At 73.0% G+C, this 16,171-nt stretch carries 13 protein-coding genes and 1 pseudogene; 6 read left to right on the forward strand and 8 right to left on the reverse strand.

Features of this window, described 5'->3' with window-relative positions; translation table 11 throughout:
* Nucleotides 1-39: 39 nt before the first annotated feature.
* Entirely contained in the window at nt 40-3,513 is a 3,474-nt protein-coding gene (gene metH / locus ACWGL3_RS24085) for a methionine synthase (protein WP_267945252.1), read from the reverse strand.
* Between the two features lie 281 nt (nt 3,514-3,794).
* Here metH and ACWGL3_RS24090 point away from each other — a divergent pair, with 281 nt between their 5' ends.
* Entirely contained in the window at nt 3,795-4,634 is an 840-nt protein-coding gene (locus ACWGL3_RS24090; protein WP_267945253.1) for a PAC2 family protein, read from the forward strand.
* A 78-nt stretch (nt 4,635-4,712) separates the two neighbouring features.
* On the opposite strand, the gene ACWGL3_RS24095 is transcribed toward ACWGL3_RS24090, so the two are convergent.
* Entirely contained in the window at nt 4,713-5,123 is a 411-nt protein-coding gene (locus ACWGL3_RS24095) for an ABATE domain-containing protein (RefSeq protein ID WP_267945254.1), read from the reverse strand.
* 178 nt (nt 5,124-5,301) lie between these two features.
* A complete protein-coding gene (locus ACWGL3_RS24100; protein ID WP_352986611.1) occupies nt 5,302-6,498 on the reverse strand; it encodes a hypothetical protein in 1,197 nt (398 codons plus the stop codon).
* Between the two features lie 119 nt (nt 6,499-6,617).
* On the opposite strand from ACWGL3_RS24100, the gene ACWGL3_RS24105 reads away from it, so the two are divergent.
* Nucleotides 6,618-7,139 (forward strand): nitroreductase family deazaflavin-dependent oxidoreductase, encoded by a 522-nt coding sequence (locus ACWGL3_RS24105; RefSeq protein ID WP_267945256.1) that lies wholly within the window; start codon nt 6,618-6,620, stop codon nt 7,137-7,139.
* A gap of 151 nt (nt 7,140-7,290) precedes the next feature.
* Here ACWGL3_RS24105 and mshC read toward each other — a convergent pair whose 3' ends face one another.
* From mshC to ACWGL3_RS24120, 3 genes are all read right to left on the reverse strand, one after another.
* Nucleotides 7,291-8,514: a cysteine--1-D-myo-inosityl 2-amino-2-deoxy-alpha-D-glucopyranoside ligase gene (gene mshC, locus ACWGL3_RS24110; RefSeq protein ID WP_267945257.1), complete on the reverse strand. Its 1,224-nt coding sequence runs from the start codon at nt 8,512-8,514 to the stop codon at nt 7,291-7,293.
* 116 nt (nt 8,515-8,630) lie between these two features.
* Nucleotides 8,631-8,813: a hypothetical protein gene (locus ACWGL3_RS24115; protein ID WP_267945258.1), complete on the reverse strand. Its 183-nt coding sequence runs from the start codon at nt 8,811-8,813 to the stop codon at nt 8,631-8,633.
* Nucleotides 8,814-9,142: 329 nt separating this feature from the next.
* Nucleotides 9,143-10,000 (reverse strand): helix-turn-helix domain-containing GNAT family N-acetyltransferase, encoded by an 858-nt coding sequence (locus ACWGL3_RS24120; RefSeq protein ID WP_267945259.1) that lies wholly within the window; start codon nt 9,998-10,000, stop codon nt 9,143-9,145.
* A 95-nt stretch (nt 10,001-10,095) separates the two neighbouring features.
* Here ACWGL3_RS24120 and ACWGL3_RS24125 point away from each other — a divergent pair, with 95 nt between their 5' ends.
* Nucleotides 10,096-11,583 carry an FAD-dependent oxidoreductase gene (locus ACWGL3_RS24125; RefSeq protein WP_267945260.1) on the forward strand — a complete coding sequence of 496 codons (1,488 nt, stop codon included), beginning with the start codon at nt 10,096-10,098 and terminating at the stop codon, nt 11,581-11,583.
* Nucleotides 11,584-11,950: 367 nt separating this feature from the next.
* Here ACWGL3_RS24125 and ACWGL3_RS24130 read toward each other — a convergent pair whose 3' ends face one another.
* Entirely contained in the window at nt 11,951-12,154 is a 204-nt protein-coding gene (locus tag ACWGL3_RS24130; protein ID WP_267945261.1) for a hypothetical protein, read from the reverse strand.
* A 615-nt stretch (nt 12,155-12,769) separates the two neighbouring features.
* Nucleotides 12,770-13,078, reverse strand: coding sequence for a transposase (locus ACWGL3_RS24135; protein WP_267945262.1), 309 nt, complete (start codon nt 13,076-13,078; stop codon nt 12,770-12,772).
* Nucleotides 13,079-13,147: 69 nt separating this feature from the next.
* Here ACWGL3_RS24135 and ACWGL3_RS24140 point away from each other — a divergent pair, with 69 nt between their 5' ends.
* The 3 genes and pseudogenes from ACWGL3_RS24140 to ACWGL3_RS24150 all read left to right on the forward strand — a co-directional run bounded on the left by ACWGL3_RS24140 (nt 13,148) and on the right by ACWGL3_RS24150 (nt 16,095).
* Nucleotides 13,148-14,281 (forward strand): RNA-guided endonuclease InsQ/TnpB family protein, encoded by a 1,134-nt coding sequence (locus tag ACWGL3_RS24140; RefSeq protein ID WP_267945263.1) that lies wholly within the window; start codon nt 13,148-13,150, stop codon nt 14,279-14,281.
* A gap of 137 nt (nt 14,282-14,418) precedes the next feature.
* Nucleotides 14,419-14,823: pseudogene (locus tag ACWGL3_RS24145) on the forward strand (siderophore-interacting protein); the annotation flags it as partial.
* A gap of 408 nt (nt 14,824-15,231) precedes the next feature.
* The gene (locus ACWGL3_RS24150; protein ID WP_267945264.1) at nt 15,232-16,095 is read left to right on the forward strand and encodes a glycoside hydrolase family 16 protein; all 864 of its coding nucleotides are present in this window, start codon (nt 15,232-15,234) and stop codon (nt 16,093-16,095) included.
* Nucleotides 16,096-16,171 lie beyond the last annotated feature (76 nt).

Raw genomic sequence — 16,171 nt, forward strand, 5'->3', positions numbered from 1 at the left:
GCCCCGCCCCCGGTCCGGGGGCGGGGCCGCGCGTCCGGCTCAGACGTTGAAGTACGTCGCCTCCGGGTGGTGGATGACGATCGCGTCGGTGGCCTGCTCCGGCACCAGCTGGAACTCCTCCGACAGGTTCACGCCCACCCGCTCGGGCTCCAGCAGGCGCACGATCTTGGCCCGGTCCTCCAGGTCGGGGCACGCCCCGTAGCCCAGGGAGAACCGCGCACCCCGGTAGCCGAGCTTGAAGAACGCGTCCAGCTCCGCCGGGTCCTCTCCCGCGAAGCCCAGCTCGGCGCGGACGCGTGTGTGCCAGTACTCGGCGAGCGCCTCGGTGAGCTGCACCGACAGCCCGTGCAGCTCCAGGTAGTCGCGGTAGGCGTTCTTCTCGAACAGCTCCGCGGTGGCGCGGCTGATCGCCGCCCCCACGGTCACCACCTGGAAGGACACCACGTCCAGCTCCCCCGACTCCTTGGGCCGGAAGAAGTCGGACAGGCACAGGTGGCGGTCGCGGCGCTGGCGCGGGAACGTGAAGCGCGTGCGCTCGGTGACCCCGTCGTCGTCCAGGACCACCAGGTCGTCGCCCTCGCTGTAGCAGGGGTAGTGGCCGTGCACCACGGCCGCCTCCAGCAGGCCGTCCGTCTGGATGCGGTCGAGCCACATCCGCATGCGCGGGCGGCCCTCGGTCTCCACCAGCTCCTCGTAGGAGGGGCCCTCTCCGCCGCGGGCGGCCTTGAGGCCCCACTGGCCCATGAAGGTGGCCCGCTCGTCCAGGAACGCGGAGTACTCGGCCAGCGGAATGCCCTTGCTGATCCGGTCCCCCCAGAACGGCGGGGTGGGCACCGCGTTGGTGGTCGACACGTCGCTGCGTGCGGGCATCTCCTCGGGCTCGGTGACCTTGAGCCTGGCCCCCGTCTTGACGCGGCGCTGGCGCAGGGCCGGCAGCGAGGCGCCCTCCTCGCCGCGCTTGACCGCCATGAACGCGTCCATCAGGCGCAGGCCCTCGAAGGCGTCCTTGGCGTAGCGCACCTCGCCGTCGAAGGTCTCGGCCAGGTCCTGCTCCACGTAGGAGCGGGTCAGCGCCGCACCGCCGAGGAGGACGGGGAAGCGCTCGGAGATGCCCCGGGAGTTCATCTCCTCCAGGTTCTCGCGCATGATCACCGTCGACTTGACCAGGAGCCCGGACATGCCGATGACGTCGGCCCGCTCGGTCTCGGCCGCCTCCAGGATCGCCGAGACGGGCTGCTTGATGCCGATGTTGACGACGTCGTAGCCGTTGTTGGACAGGATGATGTCGACGAGGTTCTTGCCGATGTCGTGGACGTCGCCCTTGACGGTGGCCAGGACGATGCGGCCCTTGCCGTCGTCGTCGGTCTTCTCCATGTGCGGTTCGAGGAAGGCGACCGCCTTCTTCATGACCTCGGCGGACTTGAGGACGAACGGGAGCTGCATCTGGCCGGAGCCGAACAGCTCGCCGACGGTCTTCATGCCGGACAGGAGCGTCTCGTTGACGATGGCCAGGGCCGGCTTGGACCGGAGCGCCTCCTCCAGGTCGGCCTCGATGCCGGTGAGCTCCCCGTCGATGATGCGGCGCTCCAGTCGCTCCCACAGGGGCAGCGCGGCCAGCTCCTCCGCGCGGGAGGCACGCATGGACTTGGCGTCCACGCCCTCGAACATGTCCATGAACGCGGAGAGCGGGTCGTAGTCGCCCTCGCGCCGGTCGTAGACGAGGTCGAGCGCGACCTTGCGCTGCTCCTCGGGGATCTGGTTGATCGGCACGATCTTGGAGGCGTGCACGATGGCCGAGTCGAGCCCCGCCTGGACCGCCTCGTGCAGGAACACAGAGTTCAGCACGATACGGGCGGCCGGGTTGACGCCGAAGGACAGGTTGGACAGGCCCAGGATGGTCTGCACCTCGGGGTAGCGGCGCTTGAGCTCGCGGATCGCCTCCAGCGTCTCGATGCCGTCGCGGCGCGTCTCCTCCTGTCCGGTGGTGATCGGGAAGGTGAGGCAGTCGATGAGGATGTCACCGGTGCGCAGGCCCCAGTCGCCGGTGATCTCGTCGATGAGGCGGCTGGCGACCCGGACCTTCCACTCGGCGGTGCGGGCCTGGCCCTCCTCGTCGATGCACAGGCCGACCACGGCGGCGCCGTGCTCCTTGACCAGCTCCATGATGCGGGTGAAGCGGGAGTCGGGGCCGTCGCCGTCCTCGTAGTTGACGGAGTTGACGACCGCCCGGCCGCCCAGGGACTCCAGCCCGGCCTCCAGGACGGGGGGCTCGGTGGAGTCCAGCATGATCGGCAGGGTGGAGGAGGTGGCGAAGCGTGAGGCCAGCTCGCGCATGTCGCTGACCCCGTCGCGGCCCACGTAGTCGATGTTGAGGTCGAGCAGGTGGGCGCCGTCGCGGATCTGGTCGCGCGCCATCTCCACGCAGTCGTCCCAGCGGCCCTCCAGCATCGCCTCGCGGAACTTCTTGGACCCGTTGGCGTTGGTGCGCTCGCCGACCGCCAGGTAGCTGGCGTCCTGCCGGAAGGGCACGCTCTGGTAGAGCGAGGAGGCCGAGGCCTCCACGAACGGCTTGCGGTCCTTGATGCCGCGTCCCTGGACGCGCTCCACGACCTGGCGCAGGTGCTCGGGGGTGGTGCCGCAGCAGCCGCCGGCCAGGCTCAGGCCGAACTCGGTGGTGAACGTGTCGTGGGCGTCGGCCAGCTCTGCCGGGGAGAGCGGGTAGACCGCCCCGTTGGCGCCCAGCTGGGGCAGGCCCGCGTTGGGCATGCAGGAGATGGGGATGCGCGAGTGGTGCGAGAGGTAGCGCAGGTGCTCGCTCATCTCGGCGGGGCCGGTGGCGCAGTTGAGGCCGATGACGTCGATGCCCAGGGGTTCGAGGGAGGTCAGCGCGGCGCCGATCTCCGATCCGAGCAGCATGGTGCCCGTGGTCTCGATGGTGACCTGGGCGATGATCGGGATGTCCTTGCCCAGGGCCTTGCGGGCACGCTGGGCCGCCACCACGGCGGCCTTGACCTGGAGCAGATCCTGGCAGGTCTCGATGAGGATGGCGTCGGCGCCACCGTCGATGAGGCCCCGGTGGCACTGCTCGTAGTAGTCCCTCAGGAGGGCGTAGGGGGCGTGGCCCAGGGTCGGCAGCTTGGTGCCGGGTCCCACGGAGCCGAGGACGTAGCGGGGTTGGTCGGGGGTGGAGTAGGCGTCGGCGGCCTCTCGGGCCACCCGTGCTCCGGCCTCCGCGATCTCGTAGGTCCTCTCCTCGATGCCGTACTCGGCCAGACCCGAGAAGTTGGCGGAGAAGGTGTTCGTCTCGATGGCGTCGGAACCCACGGCAAGAAAGGCGGCATGGGTGTCGCGGACGATGTCGGGACGGGTGAGGTTGAGGATGTCGTTGCATCCCTCGTGGCCCTCGAACTGGTCGAGGTCGAGATCGTGAGCCTGGAGCATGGTGCCCATAGCTCCGTCCGCCACGAGGACGCGTCGGGACAGTGCTTCACGGAAGGTGAGGCGAGCTCTCATGTTCAGCAACTCTATGTAAGAGCACCGGGGCGGCCCAGTTCTGTCCCCGTGATGCGTGGCACTGGGTCGACCCGCGGCGCGGGGCGGGTCGGGCGTCCGGGGACAGCTGCGTCCGTTTCAGTCGCTGTCTCCGAGGCTACCCCATAGGCTGTTTCAGCACGTGAGACAGGTGTCCCACCTCGCGTGCGCCAGGCCCCCCTGGCCGGGCCCGCATAACGGTTTCCCGGGTGGGGCGGCACCCCATAGGGTGGACTCCGTCCACGTGCAGGAAGGGGCCACCGATGATCAAGCTCGCCCGGGAGCTTGTCGAGCCTGTCATGGTGGCGGCGTTCGAGGGTTGGAACGACGCAGGGGAGGCCGCGAGCCTCGCCGTGGAACACCTGTCCAGGGAGTGGGGCGCGTACGAGCTGTGCGCCCTGGCTCCGGACGACTACTACGACTTCCAGGTGACGCGTCCGCGCATGTCCGTGGTGGAGGGCGTGGTCGGCGAGGTCGAATGGCCGACGACGCGGGTCCAGGTGGCCTCTCCGCCCGGGGCCGGGCGCGACGTGGTACTGGTCACCGGGCCCGAGCCGAACATGCGGTGGCGCTCGTACGCGGCCGACCTGCTGGCGATCGCGCGGGAGCTGGGTGTCACCCGCGTGGTGATGCTGGGCTCGCTGCTGGCGGACGCCCCGCACACGCGGCCGATCCCGGTGACCGGGATGGCCACGCCGGTGGACCTGGGCACCGACCTGGGTCTGGAGCCGACCACCTACTCGGGGCCGACCGGGATCCTGGGCGTCGCGCACGAGACGTTCAGCTCCGTGGGCATGGAGACGGTGTCGCTGTGGGCGGCCATCCCCCACTACGTGGCCCAGCCGCCGTGCCCGAAGGCCACCCTGGCACTGCTCGCGTGGGTGGAGGACTTCCTGGGCGTCCAGGTCCCCCTGGGCTCGCTGCCCGAGGAGACGGTGACGTGGGAGGCCAACGTCAACGAGCTGACCGCGGAGGACGAGGACATCGCGTCGTACGTGCGCGGCCTGGAGGAGGCCAAGGACACCGCCGAGCTCCCCGAGGCCTCGGGCGACGCGATCGCCCGGGACTTCGAGCGCTACCTGCGCCGCCGCGACGACGGCTGACATCCGGGCGCGACGCCCACGGGCCCCGGCCGCGGCCACCCCGCCGCCGGGTCCCGCCCCTGGCCGGAAGGGTCCCGGTCACACCCGCAGGCCGCGCCACTCCCCCGTGGCCAGGACCGCGGCCCAGGCCCCGGCGATGCGGGCCAGGCCGCGCCGCACCTCGTCCACGACGGCGGGGGCCAGCTGTCCCCCGGAGTCGCGGGCGGGCTCCAGCCGCACGGTGACCCGCAGGCCGTCCAGGACCTTCTGCCCCCGCGCGATCGCCTCGGTGTCCGGTTCGGAGTCCCGGTCCAGGACGGCCCGGATCCCGTCGCGCAGGGCGATGGCCTCGTCGAGGTCGGCGAGGGTGATGGGGATGGCCCCCTCGGTGGCCAGGTGGTGCCGGCGGAGGAACCGCGCGAGGTCGGCCCGGTCCGTCAGGTGACCACCGGTGGAGACGAAGTCCGCGATGAGTTCGGCGGCCGCGCTGTGCCGCGTGGGGGTTGTCATGGGGGTTATCCCACCACGCCTGGAGCCCTGATACGGGTGTTTGGCCGAGGTCGTGGCCACAGGTGGTCACCCTGCACGTGCATATCGAGACGAAGATGAACAAATCCCCTCCGGGCCTTGCCGGGAGCGGACGGGGCCCCTGCGGGCCGGGCCCCGCACCCGGTGTCCGCCCCCGCGTTCAGACCCCGGCCAGGGCGCTGATCCCGACGCGGTCCCCCGGCAGGCCCAGCCCCTTGAGGTGGACCCGGAAGTTGGCGATCCTGCCCTCCCACAGGGCGTCGTTGTCGAGCAGGGCCGACAGGTAGGCGCGCTGTACCGCGGTGAGGTCCCGGCACGCGCCGGCCTCCCCGGCCGCGGGGAACGCCACCCGCAGGAGCGGGCCGACGTCCTGGGCGCCGACGTACGTGGAGGACAGCGGCACCATCGCGCGCAGCACCGGCAGCAGCCGTTCGGCGTCGTCGGGGGCCGCCCGCTCGGCGAGCGCCCGGGCCAGGGTGAACCGGACGTGGCCGGGGAAGTACGCCGGACGCCTCCCGAACCAGGCGTCCGCCGCGGCCGGGTCGGCCAGTGCGGCGGCCAGCTCGTCGGTGGCGGCCGGGTTGCCGGCCTGGGAGGGGGCCAGGGCGGCGCAGGCACGGATCGCCGGGTCCGCGTGGGCGAGGAACTCGGCGGTGTCCCGCCCGGCCTGTCCCAGCGCGAGGACGATCACCGCGCCCTCGTCGCGGGACTCGGCCATGTCGGCCGCGCCGGACAGGTCCGGGTCGAACCCGCCCAGACGGGCGGCGGCCGTCGCGGCCTCCACCGCGTGCATGCGCGTCACCGGGTCGGGGTGGGTGAGGTGGGGGTGGACCGCCTCGTACAGGACGGGGGCGGCGGCGCGCATGTCCGGGCCGACCCGGTACATGAGGGCGTCCATCACGGGGTCCTCCCAGATCTCGGCGTCCTCGGCGGCGTCCGGGGCGTTCAGCGCCGCGTACACGCGGTCGAGGTCGGCCTCGGAGGGCGGTTCGGGCGGCGCCTGGTCCCCGGGGGCGGGGCAGTGCAGCGCGCCCTCGGCGGCCGAAGCGAGGAAGCCCAGCAGGAGCTGCCGGAGGGGTGCGGACTCCCCTGAGGCGGTGAACGGCGTCGTGGCCGGGGCCGCGAGCGCGGGGCGGTCCAGGATCCCGGCGACGAACAGCGCCGCGGGGACGGTCGCGGAGTACACGGTCCCCTGGTGGAGGATCGCGCTGTACAGGTAGCCCAGGGCCCGCTCGCTCCCGCCGGGGTCTCCGGTGAGCAGGGGCGCCAGGTGGTCGGGGGCGTCGGCGCCGGAACCGTAGGCGTGGAAGGTACGGGTCCAGTCGGTGTCGCGGAGTACGTCCGGTCCTGTCTGCATGTCCGGGATTGTGGCACCGCCCTCGGACGGTTCGCGGGCGTGGCGGCGGCGGGGCGGGGCGGCGTCGTCGCTACACTCGGGGCGCCCGTGCCCGGGACCGTACCCAGGAAGGCCACGCCATGCCGTTCGCCCAACCGCCCACCACACCCCTGAGCCGGGCCCTGTTCCGCGCGCCGATCTGGATCTACAGGTTGGGGCTGGGCGGGGCCCTCGGAGGCCGGTTCGTGCTGCTGACGCACCGGGGCCGCACGACGGGGGAGGCCCGCCAGGCGGTGCTGGAGGTGGTGGGACGCAACGACACCACGGGGGCGGTGCTGATCGCCTCCGGCTACGGTCGGCGCTCCCAGTGGTTCCGCAACATCGTCGCGGAGCCGCGTGTGCTGTTCCAGGTCGGCGGGCGGCGCCACCGGGGCACTGCCACCGTGCTCTCCCCGCAGGAGTCCGGGGAGGCGCTGGCGCACTACGCGGAGCGCCACCCCGAGGCCGCGGTGGCGCTGATGCGGGGGCTGGGGCACGAGGTGGACGGCGGCCCGGAGTCCTTCGCGAGGGTGGGGGCCGATCCGGAGAACGGCATCCCGGTGGTGCGGCTGAGCCCCGACGACCCGCCCCGGTCGCCCTACCCGGACTTCTCGGCGCCCTGACGGGGCGCCTCCGGCAAACCCCGCGCCCCGACAGGGCCCGTGCCCGGCAAGGGGCGCGGCGCCGCCTGCGCGCGACGCGGTGCGCCCTTCCTGCGGCGGACGGGGCGTCGGAGCGCCCCGGGGCCGGGGCGGGACCCCGGCCCGGAAAACCCTAGAGGGCGACGCCCAGGAGGGTGTCGACCGTGGCCCGCACCAGGGCGGGGGCCGCGGCGTCCGTGCCGCCCGCGGTGAGGGCGGTGTCGGCCCAGGCGTCCACGGCGGCCAGCGCGCCGGGCGAGTCCAGGTCGTTCGCCAGGGCCGAGCGCACGGCGGCCAGCACGGGAGCGGCGTCCGGTCCCGCACCCAGGGCGAGGGCCGCGCGCCAGCGGGAGGCGCGCTCGGCGGCGGCGGGGAGCTCCACGTCGGTCCACTCCCACGGGGAGCGGTAGTGGTGCGTGAGCATGGCCAGGCGGATCACGGCCGGTTCGACGCCCTGCTCGCGCAGCTTGGACACGAACACGAGGTTGCCCAGGGACTTGGACATCTTCTCGCCGTTCAGGCCGACCATGCCGACGTGCAGGTGGTGCTGGGCGTTGGGGCCGCCCGTCGTGGCGCGGGTCTCGGCCGCGCCCATCTCGTGGTGCGGGAAGATCAGGTCGCTGCCGCCGCCGTTGAGGTCGAAGTTCGGGCCGAGCCTGTCGAGGGCGATGGCGCTGCACTCGATGTGCCAGCCGGGACGGCCGCGACCGAGCGGGCTCTCCCAGGCGGGTTCGCCGGGGCGTTCGGCGCGCCACAGCAGCCAGTCGAGCGGGTCCTTCTTGTCGGCCCGCGCGGGGTCGCCGCCGCGCTGGCCGAACACCTCCAGCATCTCTTCGCGGCTCATGTGGCTGATCTCGCCGAAGTGCTCGGCCTCGGCCATGGAGAAGTAGAGGTCGCCGTCGATCTCGTAGGCGGCGCCGGTGCCGCGGATGCGCGCGGCGAGCTCGCTGATGAGGTCGACGGACTCCACGACCCCGACGTAGGAGGTCGGGGGGATGATCCGCAGCGCGGCCATGTCGTCCCGGAACACATCGATCTCGCGGTGGGCGAGGTCGCGCCAGTCCACGCCCAGGGCCTCGGCCCGCTCCAGGAGCGGATCGTCGATGTCGGTGGTGTTCTGCACGTAGTCGACGTCGTGGCCGGCGTCGCGCCAGACCCGGTTGACCAGGTCGAAGGTGAGGTACGTGAAGGCGTGTCCGAGGTGGGCGGCGTCGTAGGGGGTGATCCCGCAGGCGTACATCCCCGCCCGGGGCCCCGGCGTCGTCGTCTCTATCCGTCCGGTGGTGGTGTCGTGGATACGGAGGGGGCCGCCGGTACCCGGCAGGGGGACGATGTCAGGCGCAGACCATGAACGCATACCCGGAAGACTATCCGCACGGCCGTGCGGCGAACGCCCGGGGACGGGTGCGGGCGGTGGGTGAAAATCCCCCCAGTACAGCCGGGAATAGTGCCGCGGCCGGAGCTCCGGCCGCGCTATGCGGCGATGCCGCGGTGCCCCCTGCCGATGAGGAGCGCGCCGGACACCGCGGCCGCGGCGCACACCGCCGCGAGGCCCTCGTTGCCCAGCCGCCAGTGCAGCAGCGCACCGCTCACCGAGACCACGTAGAGGAGCCAGTACGCCCCGCTCTCCACCAGGTTGCCGTGACGGCCCTCCATGCTTCCCCCTACCTCGTACGCGTGACTCCCACGCGCTCGACGGCGCGAGCACCGTCTCTCTCAGAGACGCCGTGGTCACACAGGGGGTTGACAGATCTTTCCCACCAACAATGTGACGGTGGTTATGGAGAAGGCCGCACCCCTGTTCACCGGGGAGGAGGAGCTGTGGGGCTGCTCAGGGGGCGGTGGGGGGCGCGAGCACCGTGTGGCTGGAGTGTTCGGCCCCGCGGGCGGACCCCGTCGTCTCGAAATCTCCGCCCGCGCCTCCCGCGACGGCGCCCCGCCCGGCCGGGCCGTCGCGCGCCCCGGCCCGCGCCGCCCCCGCCGTGTCATCCGGCCCGGTCGCCCTCCGGCCGCCGTCGTTCGAGGAGGACGGTGTCGCGCCAGGCGCCGTGGTGGCGGGCGATGCGCTCGCGCACCCCGACGGTGCGGTAGCCGGCCTGGTGGTGCAGGGCCAGGCTTGCCCGGTTCTCGGGGAAGACCGAGGTCTGCAGGGTCCACAGGCCCGCGGCGTCGGCCTCGGTGACCTGCCGGTACAGCAGCGCCTTGCCCACGCCCCGGCCGCGGGCGCCCTCGGCGACGCACACCGACGTCTCGGCCACCCCGACATAGGCCTCGCGGGAGGAGGCCGGCGAGGCGGAGGCCCAGCCCACCACGGTCCCGTCGGTCTCGGCCACCCAGCGGTGCCCCGGGAGCCACCTGGCCTTCAGGTCCTCGACGGCGGGGGCCTCGGTTTCGAAGGTGGCGTCGCCGGTGGCGATGCCCTCGGCGTAGATGCGGTGCACCTCGGCCAGGTCTGCGTCGGCCATGGCACGGGTGGTGGTGTCGGCGGGCAGGTCGGTGGGGCAGCAGGGCCGGGCGTTGAGCATGCCCATGACGGCGTCGGCGGCGTGGGGCAGGCCGGTGCAGCAGGCGGGGTTGACGGCGACCCGGGTGGAGGTGCCCACCCTGGTCAGGGTCACGAAGCCGACGTCGGCGAGTTTGCGCAGGTGGTGCGAGACGGTGGGCTGGCGCACGTCCACCATCTCGGCGAGCTGTCCCACGCTGACCGAGCCGGGGGTGGTGGCGATGGCGTGGAGCAGTTGGACGCGCATGGGTTCGGCCAGGCAGGCGAACCAGGCGGCGTAGGTCTCGGCTTCGGGCTGGGGCAGTGCGGGTACGGCGCGCTCGGGCCGGGTCACGGTCATGCCCCACATTATCGACCACTATCTATGGTTGCTTCCATCGATACACATCGATAGAGTCACGCTTCATAGGCAGCAGTCGATGAAAGAGGTGTGTCATGGCCGGGGAATCTCCTGTCGTGGTGATCGGCGCCGGCCCCGCGGGGCTGGCGGCGGCAGCGGAGCTGGTCGCGCGCGGGCTTCCGGTCCTGGTCCTGGAGAAGGGCGACCGGGCCGGGGCGGCCGTGTCCGAGTGGGGGCACGTGCGGCTGTTCTCGATGTGGCGCGACCTGGTCGACCCGGCGGCCGAGAAGCTCCTGGCCGCCACCGGGTGGCGGCGCCCGGACGACGGCGGGTACCCGACCGGCCGAGAGTGGGTCGACGCCTACCTCGCTCCCCTGGCCGGGGTCCTCGGTGACCGTGTGCGCTTCGGCGCCGAGGTGAGGGGGGTGAGCCGCCTGGGCCGGGACCGGCTCGTGGACGCCGGGCGCGGGGAGCAGCCCTTCACCGTGCGCGTGCGCACCGGCGCCGGGGAGGAGCGGATCCCGGCCCGCGCGGTCGTGGACGCCTCCGGCACCTGGAACGCGCCCAACCCCGTGGGCGGCGACGGCCTGCCGGCTCTTGGCGAAGAGGCCGCGGCCGCCCACCTGACCTACCGCATCCCCGACCTGGCCGACCCCGCGGTCCGGGCGCGTCACGCGGGGCGGACCACGGCCGTGGTCGGGCGCGGGCACTCGGCGCTGACCGCGCTGGTGGCCCTGGCCTCACTGGCCCAGGAGAGCCCGGGGACGAAGGCGGTGTGGGTGCTGCGGCGCGGGGAGGTCGGCGACGCCTTCGGTGGCGGGGCCGCCGACCAGCTCGCCGCGCGAGGCGCCCTGGGCCAACGGGCCCGCACGGCCGTGGAGGCGGGGCACATCGAGGTGGTGACCGGGTTCCGCACCGCCGAGGTCCGCTCGGCGGACGACCGTCTCGTGCTCGTCGGCGAGAGCGGGCGCGCGCTGGAGCCGGTGGACGAGGTGGTGGCCCTGACCGGGTTCCGACCCGACCTGTCCTTCCTGTCCGAGATCCGCCTCGGCCTGGACCCGGCCCTCCAGGCGCCGGTGGAACTGGCCCCGCTCATCGACCCCAACCAGCACTCCTGCGGCACCGTCTACCCCCATGGGGCGGCCGAGCTCTCCCACCCCGAGCCCGGGTTCTTCCTCGCGGGGATGAAGTCCTACGGTCGCGCCCCCACCTTCCTGGCCCTGACCGGCTACGAGCAGGTCCGCAGCATCGCCGCGCACCTGGCCGGGGACCACGAGAGCGCGGCCCGGGTGGAGCTGGTCCTGCCCGAGACGGGGGTGTGCGGCGGCGCCGGGCTGTTCGACGACCCCACCGCCACCAAGGCCGACGCCAGCGGCTGCTGCGGCCCCGCCGAGGCGGCGGAGGAGCCCGCCGTGGACCAGGGGGGTCGCCGCGGCGGCCTGTCCGGAGCGGAGACGCCCGTGCCCTCCCTCCGCCGGGACCTGCTCCCCGTGACCGGCACGGAAGCGGCCGCCCCGGCCGGCTGCTGCGGTGGCGCACCCTCTCCGGACGCCGGAACGGCCGAACCGGCGCCGGCACCGTGACACCGCGCACGAGCGGGCGCGGGAGTCAGGGGGCGGGGTGTTCCTCTCCCGTTTCCGCGTGACACCGCGCCCCGGCCGGGAGCGGACACGCCGCACACGGCCCCGGGACGTGCGGCATACGGGAGCGAAGTTCGGACAGGGCGGGGGGAGGCGGCGGAGCGCGGGGCGGGCGCGGGCTGCTGCCCGCCCTGCCCGGTACCTCGACCGCCCGGAGGCGATCGGAGGGCGGGCGGGGATCGGAAGGGGCCGGTGTGGGCGCGGACGTGCGGGGAGTCCGCGCGACCCACCGGTCGGGACCGCGCGACGCCGGCCGCGGACGGTCCGGCGCTCCGGCCCGGGGGTTCCGGGCGGCCGGAGGCCGCCGCGGTCAGGGCCTGGCGGCGGCGGCCAGTTCCAGGTGCTCCAGTTCGTCGGTCACGCGCACGAGGTCGGGGTCGCCGTCGGGACCGAACTCGACGATCTCCGCCCGGACGGCGCGCAGGCGCCAGCGGGCGCGGGAGGTGTCACGGGAGGCGGCCCGCGCGAACTGGTCGGAGACGGGGTGGGCCTGGTGGGATGCGGTGGCGCTCATGGAATGGTCCTTTGAGGTGGGTCGGTGTTCAGGAAAGCCCCGGGTGCACGGTTCGACACGGTTTCCGTGCCCCGGGTTCACCGAGTACACGGTCCCGTGCCGCGCCTATGACGCGGTTTCGGAATCCTTTCGCCGCCCTCGCGGACGACGCATCGGCCCGGAGATCACTCCGGTCCCTCCAACACCGTTTTCCGGCAACTCTTGCTATCTCCCTCCCCTTCTGGCCCTCCCCTATGCCCCCGTCGCCGCGGTTCCTGCCACCGGCTCCGTTCGGCCGGGCCGGGCGGGGCATCGCCGCAGGCCGGAGCGGGGAGGCTTCGCCCGACCGGGGCGGACGCGGTGGTTCCGGCCGTCCAGGGACCGCGGGAACGCGTGGCCGCTTCCGCCGGGGCGGCGGGCCCCGCACGGGGAGAAGAATGTTGGGTAGGCTAACCTAACTTCTTCCTGACCCGCCCGAGGTCGCCCGACCCCGGCGGCCTCCGCCCCTCCCCGCCCCCTGGAGAAGAGAACGCCATGCGCATCCGGCAACCCGAACGCCGCGCGATGGTCCGCGCGCACGTCGTCCGCGTCCGCGGCCGAGCCCGGCTACGAGGCCGGGCTGTTCGCGGAGGGGTGCTACCTGTCTTGTCCGAGGGTGCTCCGGCGTTCACGCCAGAGGTGAATCGGATCCGAACACACGCCCGTCCCTCGGGACGGGCGTTTCTGGTCCTCGATGTACTGACGCAGGACACCGATCGGCGCGCCGCCCACCGACCCGGCGAAGTACGACCCGGACCACAGGCGTTCGGCTCGCCAGTAATGGGACTCCAGTTCGGTCTCGAAGCCGGCGCACATCGCCCGCATGATCTCCTCCATCCGTGACAGGTGGCGGTCGGTGAAGACCCGGTGCCGGTACTTCGTCACGAAAACCAAGTGCGCGTGCATCGCGAAAACACAGTGTCTGCCGTCCTGACATCGCTCTCCTCGCCCCTAGGCCAACGCTAGGATGCGGGTGTGCAGCTGCGGTACTCCTTCCGCGTGTACCCCGACGCCGACCAGCGCACCGCACTGGCCAAGGCGTTCGGGTGCGCTCGCGTGGTCTACAACGACGCCCTGCGGGCCCGTGAGACCGCGCGCGCCCAGGGTCAGGCGTTCCCCACGGCCGGCGAGCTGTCCAAGAAGCTGATCACCGACGCCAAGCGCACCCCCGAACGCGAGTGGCTGGGCGGGGTGTCGGCGGTCGTGCTCCAGCAAGCGCTGCGTGATGCGGACACCGCCTACCGCAACTTCTTCGACGGCCTCAAAGGCAAACGCCCCAAGACGGGCCCGCCCCGGTTCAAGTCCCGCAAGGACCGCCGGCAGTCGGCCCGGTTCACCGCCAACGCCCGCTGGAAGATCACCGGCCAGGGAAAACTGTCCCTGCCCAAGATCGGCGAGGTCAAGGTGAAGTGGTCCAGGCCCCTGCCCTCGGCCCCGGCCACCGTGACCCTCCTCAAGGACGCCGCCGACCGCTACTTCGCGTCCTTCGTCGTGCGGACCCAGGACGAACCCCTCACCCAGACCACCGATGATGTGGGCATCGACCTGGGGTTGGGGCACTTCGCCGTCCTGTCCGAGGGCACCAGGGTCGCCAACCCCCGGTTCCTGCGCCGCGCCCAACGCAAACTGCGCAAGGCCCAGCGCGCCCTGTCCCGCAAGGCCAAGGGGTCCAAGAACCGGGCCAGGGCCCGTCTGGGGGTCGCCCGCGTCCACGCCCGTGTGGCCGATGCCCGCCGCGAGTTCCACCACCAGCTCTCCACCACGATCATCCGTGACAACCAAGCGGTGTACGTGGAGGACTTGTGTGTGAAGGGGCTCGGGCGCACCCGGTTGGCCAAGAGCGTGCACGACGCCGGGTGGGCGGCGTTCGTGAGCATGCTGGAGTACAAGGCCGCACGGTATGGGCGCACCTTCGCCAGGGTCGACAGGTTTCTGCCTTCCTCGCAGACCTGCCACACGTGCTGGGTGGTGGACGGGCCCAAGCCCCTGCACGTGCGGGAGTGGACCTGCCGGGCCTGTAAGGCCATCCACGATCGGGACGTCAACGCGTCCCGGGTCGTGCTCGCCGCTGGACGCAAACTCGCCGGAGCGCGGGAAGCGGAGAGCTGAAACGCCTGTGGAGGCCGGGTAAGACCACCGCTTTCGGGTGGGGCACCGGTCCGCGAAGCAGGAACCAGCGGACGCCGCGAGGCGTCTCGCGCCTACAGCCGCGAGGCTGCGGGAATCCCCGGGGCTCACCCCGGGGAGGACGTCAATACCTGCCGCCGGAGAACGCGGACTGGCACCTGCTGGTGGGGGACGAGAGCGCGGTCCCCGCGCTGCTGTCCATCGTCGAGCAGGCCCCCGCGGACCTGCGGGCCGAGGCCTTCCTCGAGGTGCCCGAGGAAGGGGACGTCCGGGAGGTGGCGGCGCCCGAGGGCGTCCGCGTCCACTGGCTGCCCCGGGGCGGGGCGGCGGCGGTGCCCGGGGCGCTGGCCCTGGAGACCGTCCTGTCCGCGGAGCTCCCCCCGGGGACGCCCTACTGCTTCGTGGCCGGGGAGCGGGGCCTGCCCACCGGCCTGCGCCGCGCCCTGGTGCGCGAGCGCGGGGTCCCCAAGGCGAACGTCTCCTTCGTCGGCTACTGGCGCCACGGGGCGGCGGCCTACAAGTAGGGGTCGGCGGGAAGGACGCGGGGCGGGAGGGCGTGCGGGGCACGGGCCGGCGCGCAAGGGGCTCGGGCCGGCGCGCAAGGGGCTCGGGGCCCTGCCGGGCGCTCGGCGGGGGGACGGCGGGGGGACGGCGGGCGGCGGGGCCGGGGACTGCGAGGTGGCGCCTTCCGGGCACGGCCGGGGCATGGGGCGCCCGGCGTCGGGACCGCTTCGCCGGGTTCGGGCAAGAGCGAGGGCTCCCACCCCTTGCACACCAAGGTGACTAAACGTACAGTAACTTTACAATCCACCGGGTCACGCGGCGACCACGCTGGGTCGCCTCCCGCCGTGACCTCCCAGGGTCCGCGTCCGACGGCCCGCCTCCGCCCGCTGACCGCCCCGCCCAGGCGGGGCCTCCCCCCGGAGCAGACCATGCGCACCGAGCGCTCCCCCCGCACGTTCCTCGCCCCCGTGGCCACGGCGGCCCTCACCCTGCTGGCCCTCCTCTCCCCCGGCGCCGCCTCCGCGTCCACCGCACCCGCCTCCGCGGCGCCCGCCTCCGACACGGTGGACAGCCAGGCCGCCCTGGTGTGGTCCGACGAGTTCAACGGCCCGTCGGGCAGCGCGCCCAACCCGGCCAACTGGAACCACGAGACCGGAAACCACGGCTGGGGCAACAACGAGCTGCAGAACTACACGAACAGCCGCAACAACTCCGCCCTCGACGGCAACGGCAACCTCGTCATCACGGCGCGCCAGGAGGCGAACGGCTCCTACACGTCGGCCCGCATGACCACCCAGGGCAAGGTCCAGCCGCAGTACGGACGCATCGAGGCCCGCATCCAGATCCCCCGGGGCCAGGGCATCTGGCCCGCGTTCTGGATGCTGGGCGGCAGCTTCCCGGGCACGCCGTGGCCCAACTCCGGCGAGATCGACATCATGGAGAACATCGGCCGCGAACCCCACCTGGTCCACGGCTCCCTCCACGGCCCCGGCTACTCGGGCGGCAACCCGCTGACCGGCTCCTACATGCACCCGCAGGGCTGGTCGTTCGCCGACACGTTCCACACGTTCGCCGTGGACTGGCGGCCCGGCTCGGTCACCTGGTCGGTGAACGGCAACGCCTACCAGACCTACACCTCCGCCGACACGCGCGGAAACCCCTGGGTCTACGACCAGCAGTTCTTCATGATCCTCAACGTGGCCGTCGGCGGCAACTGGCCCGGCTACCCGGACGGCAGCACGCAGTTCCCGCAGCGGATGGTCGTCGACTACGTGCGCGTCTACTCGCTCTGAACCGGAGTCACGTCGCTTTCGACCAGCACACAGGCGCGACGGCCGCCGCCCACCGGGCCTTCCCCACCCGGTGGGC

Source organism: Nocardiopsis sp. NPDC055824 (assembly GCF_053616335.1).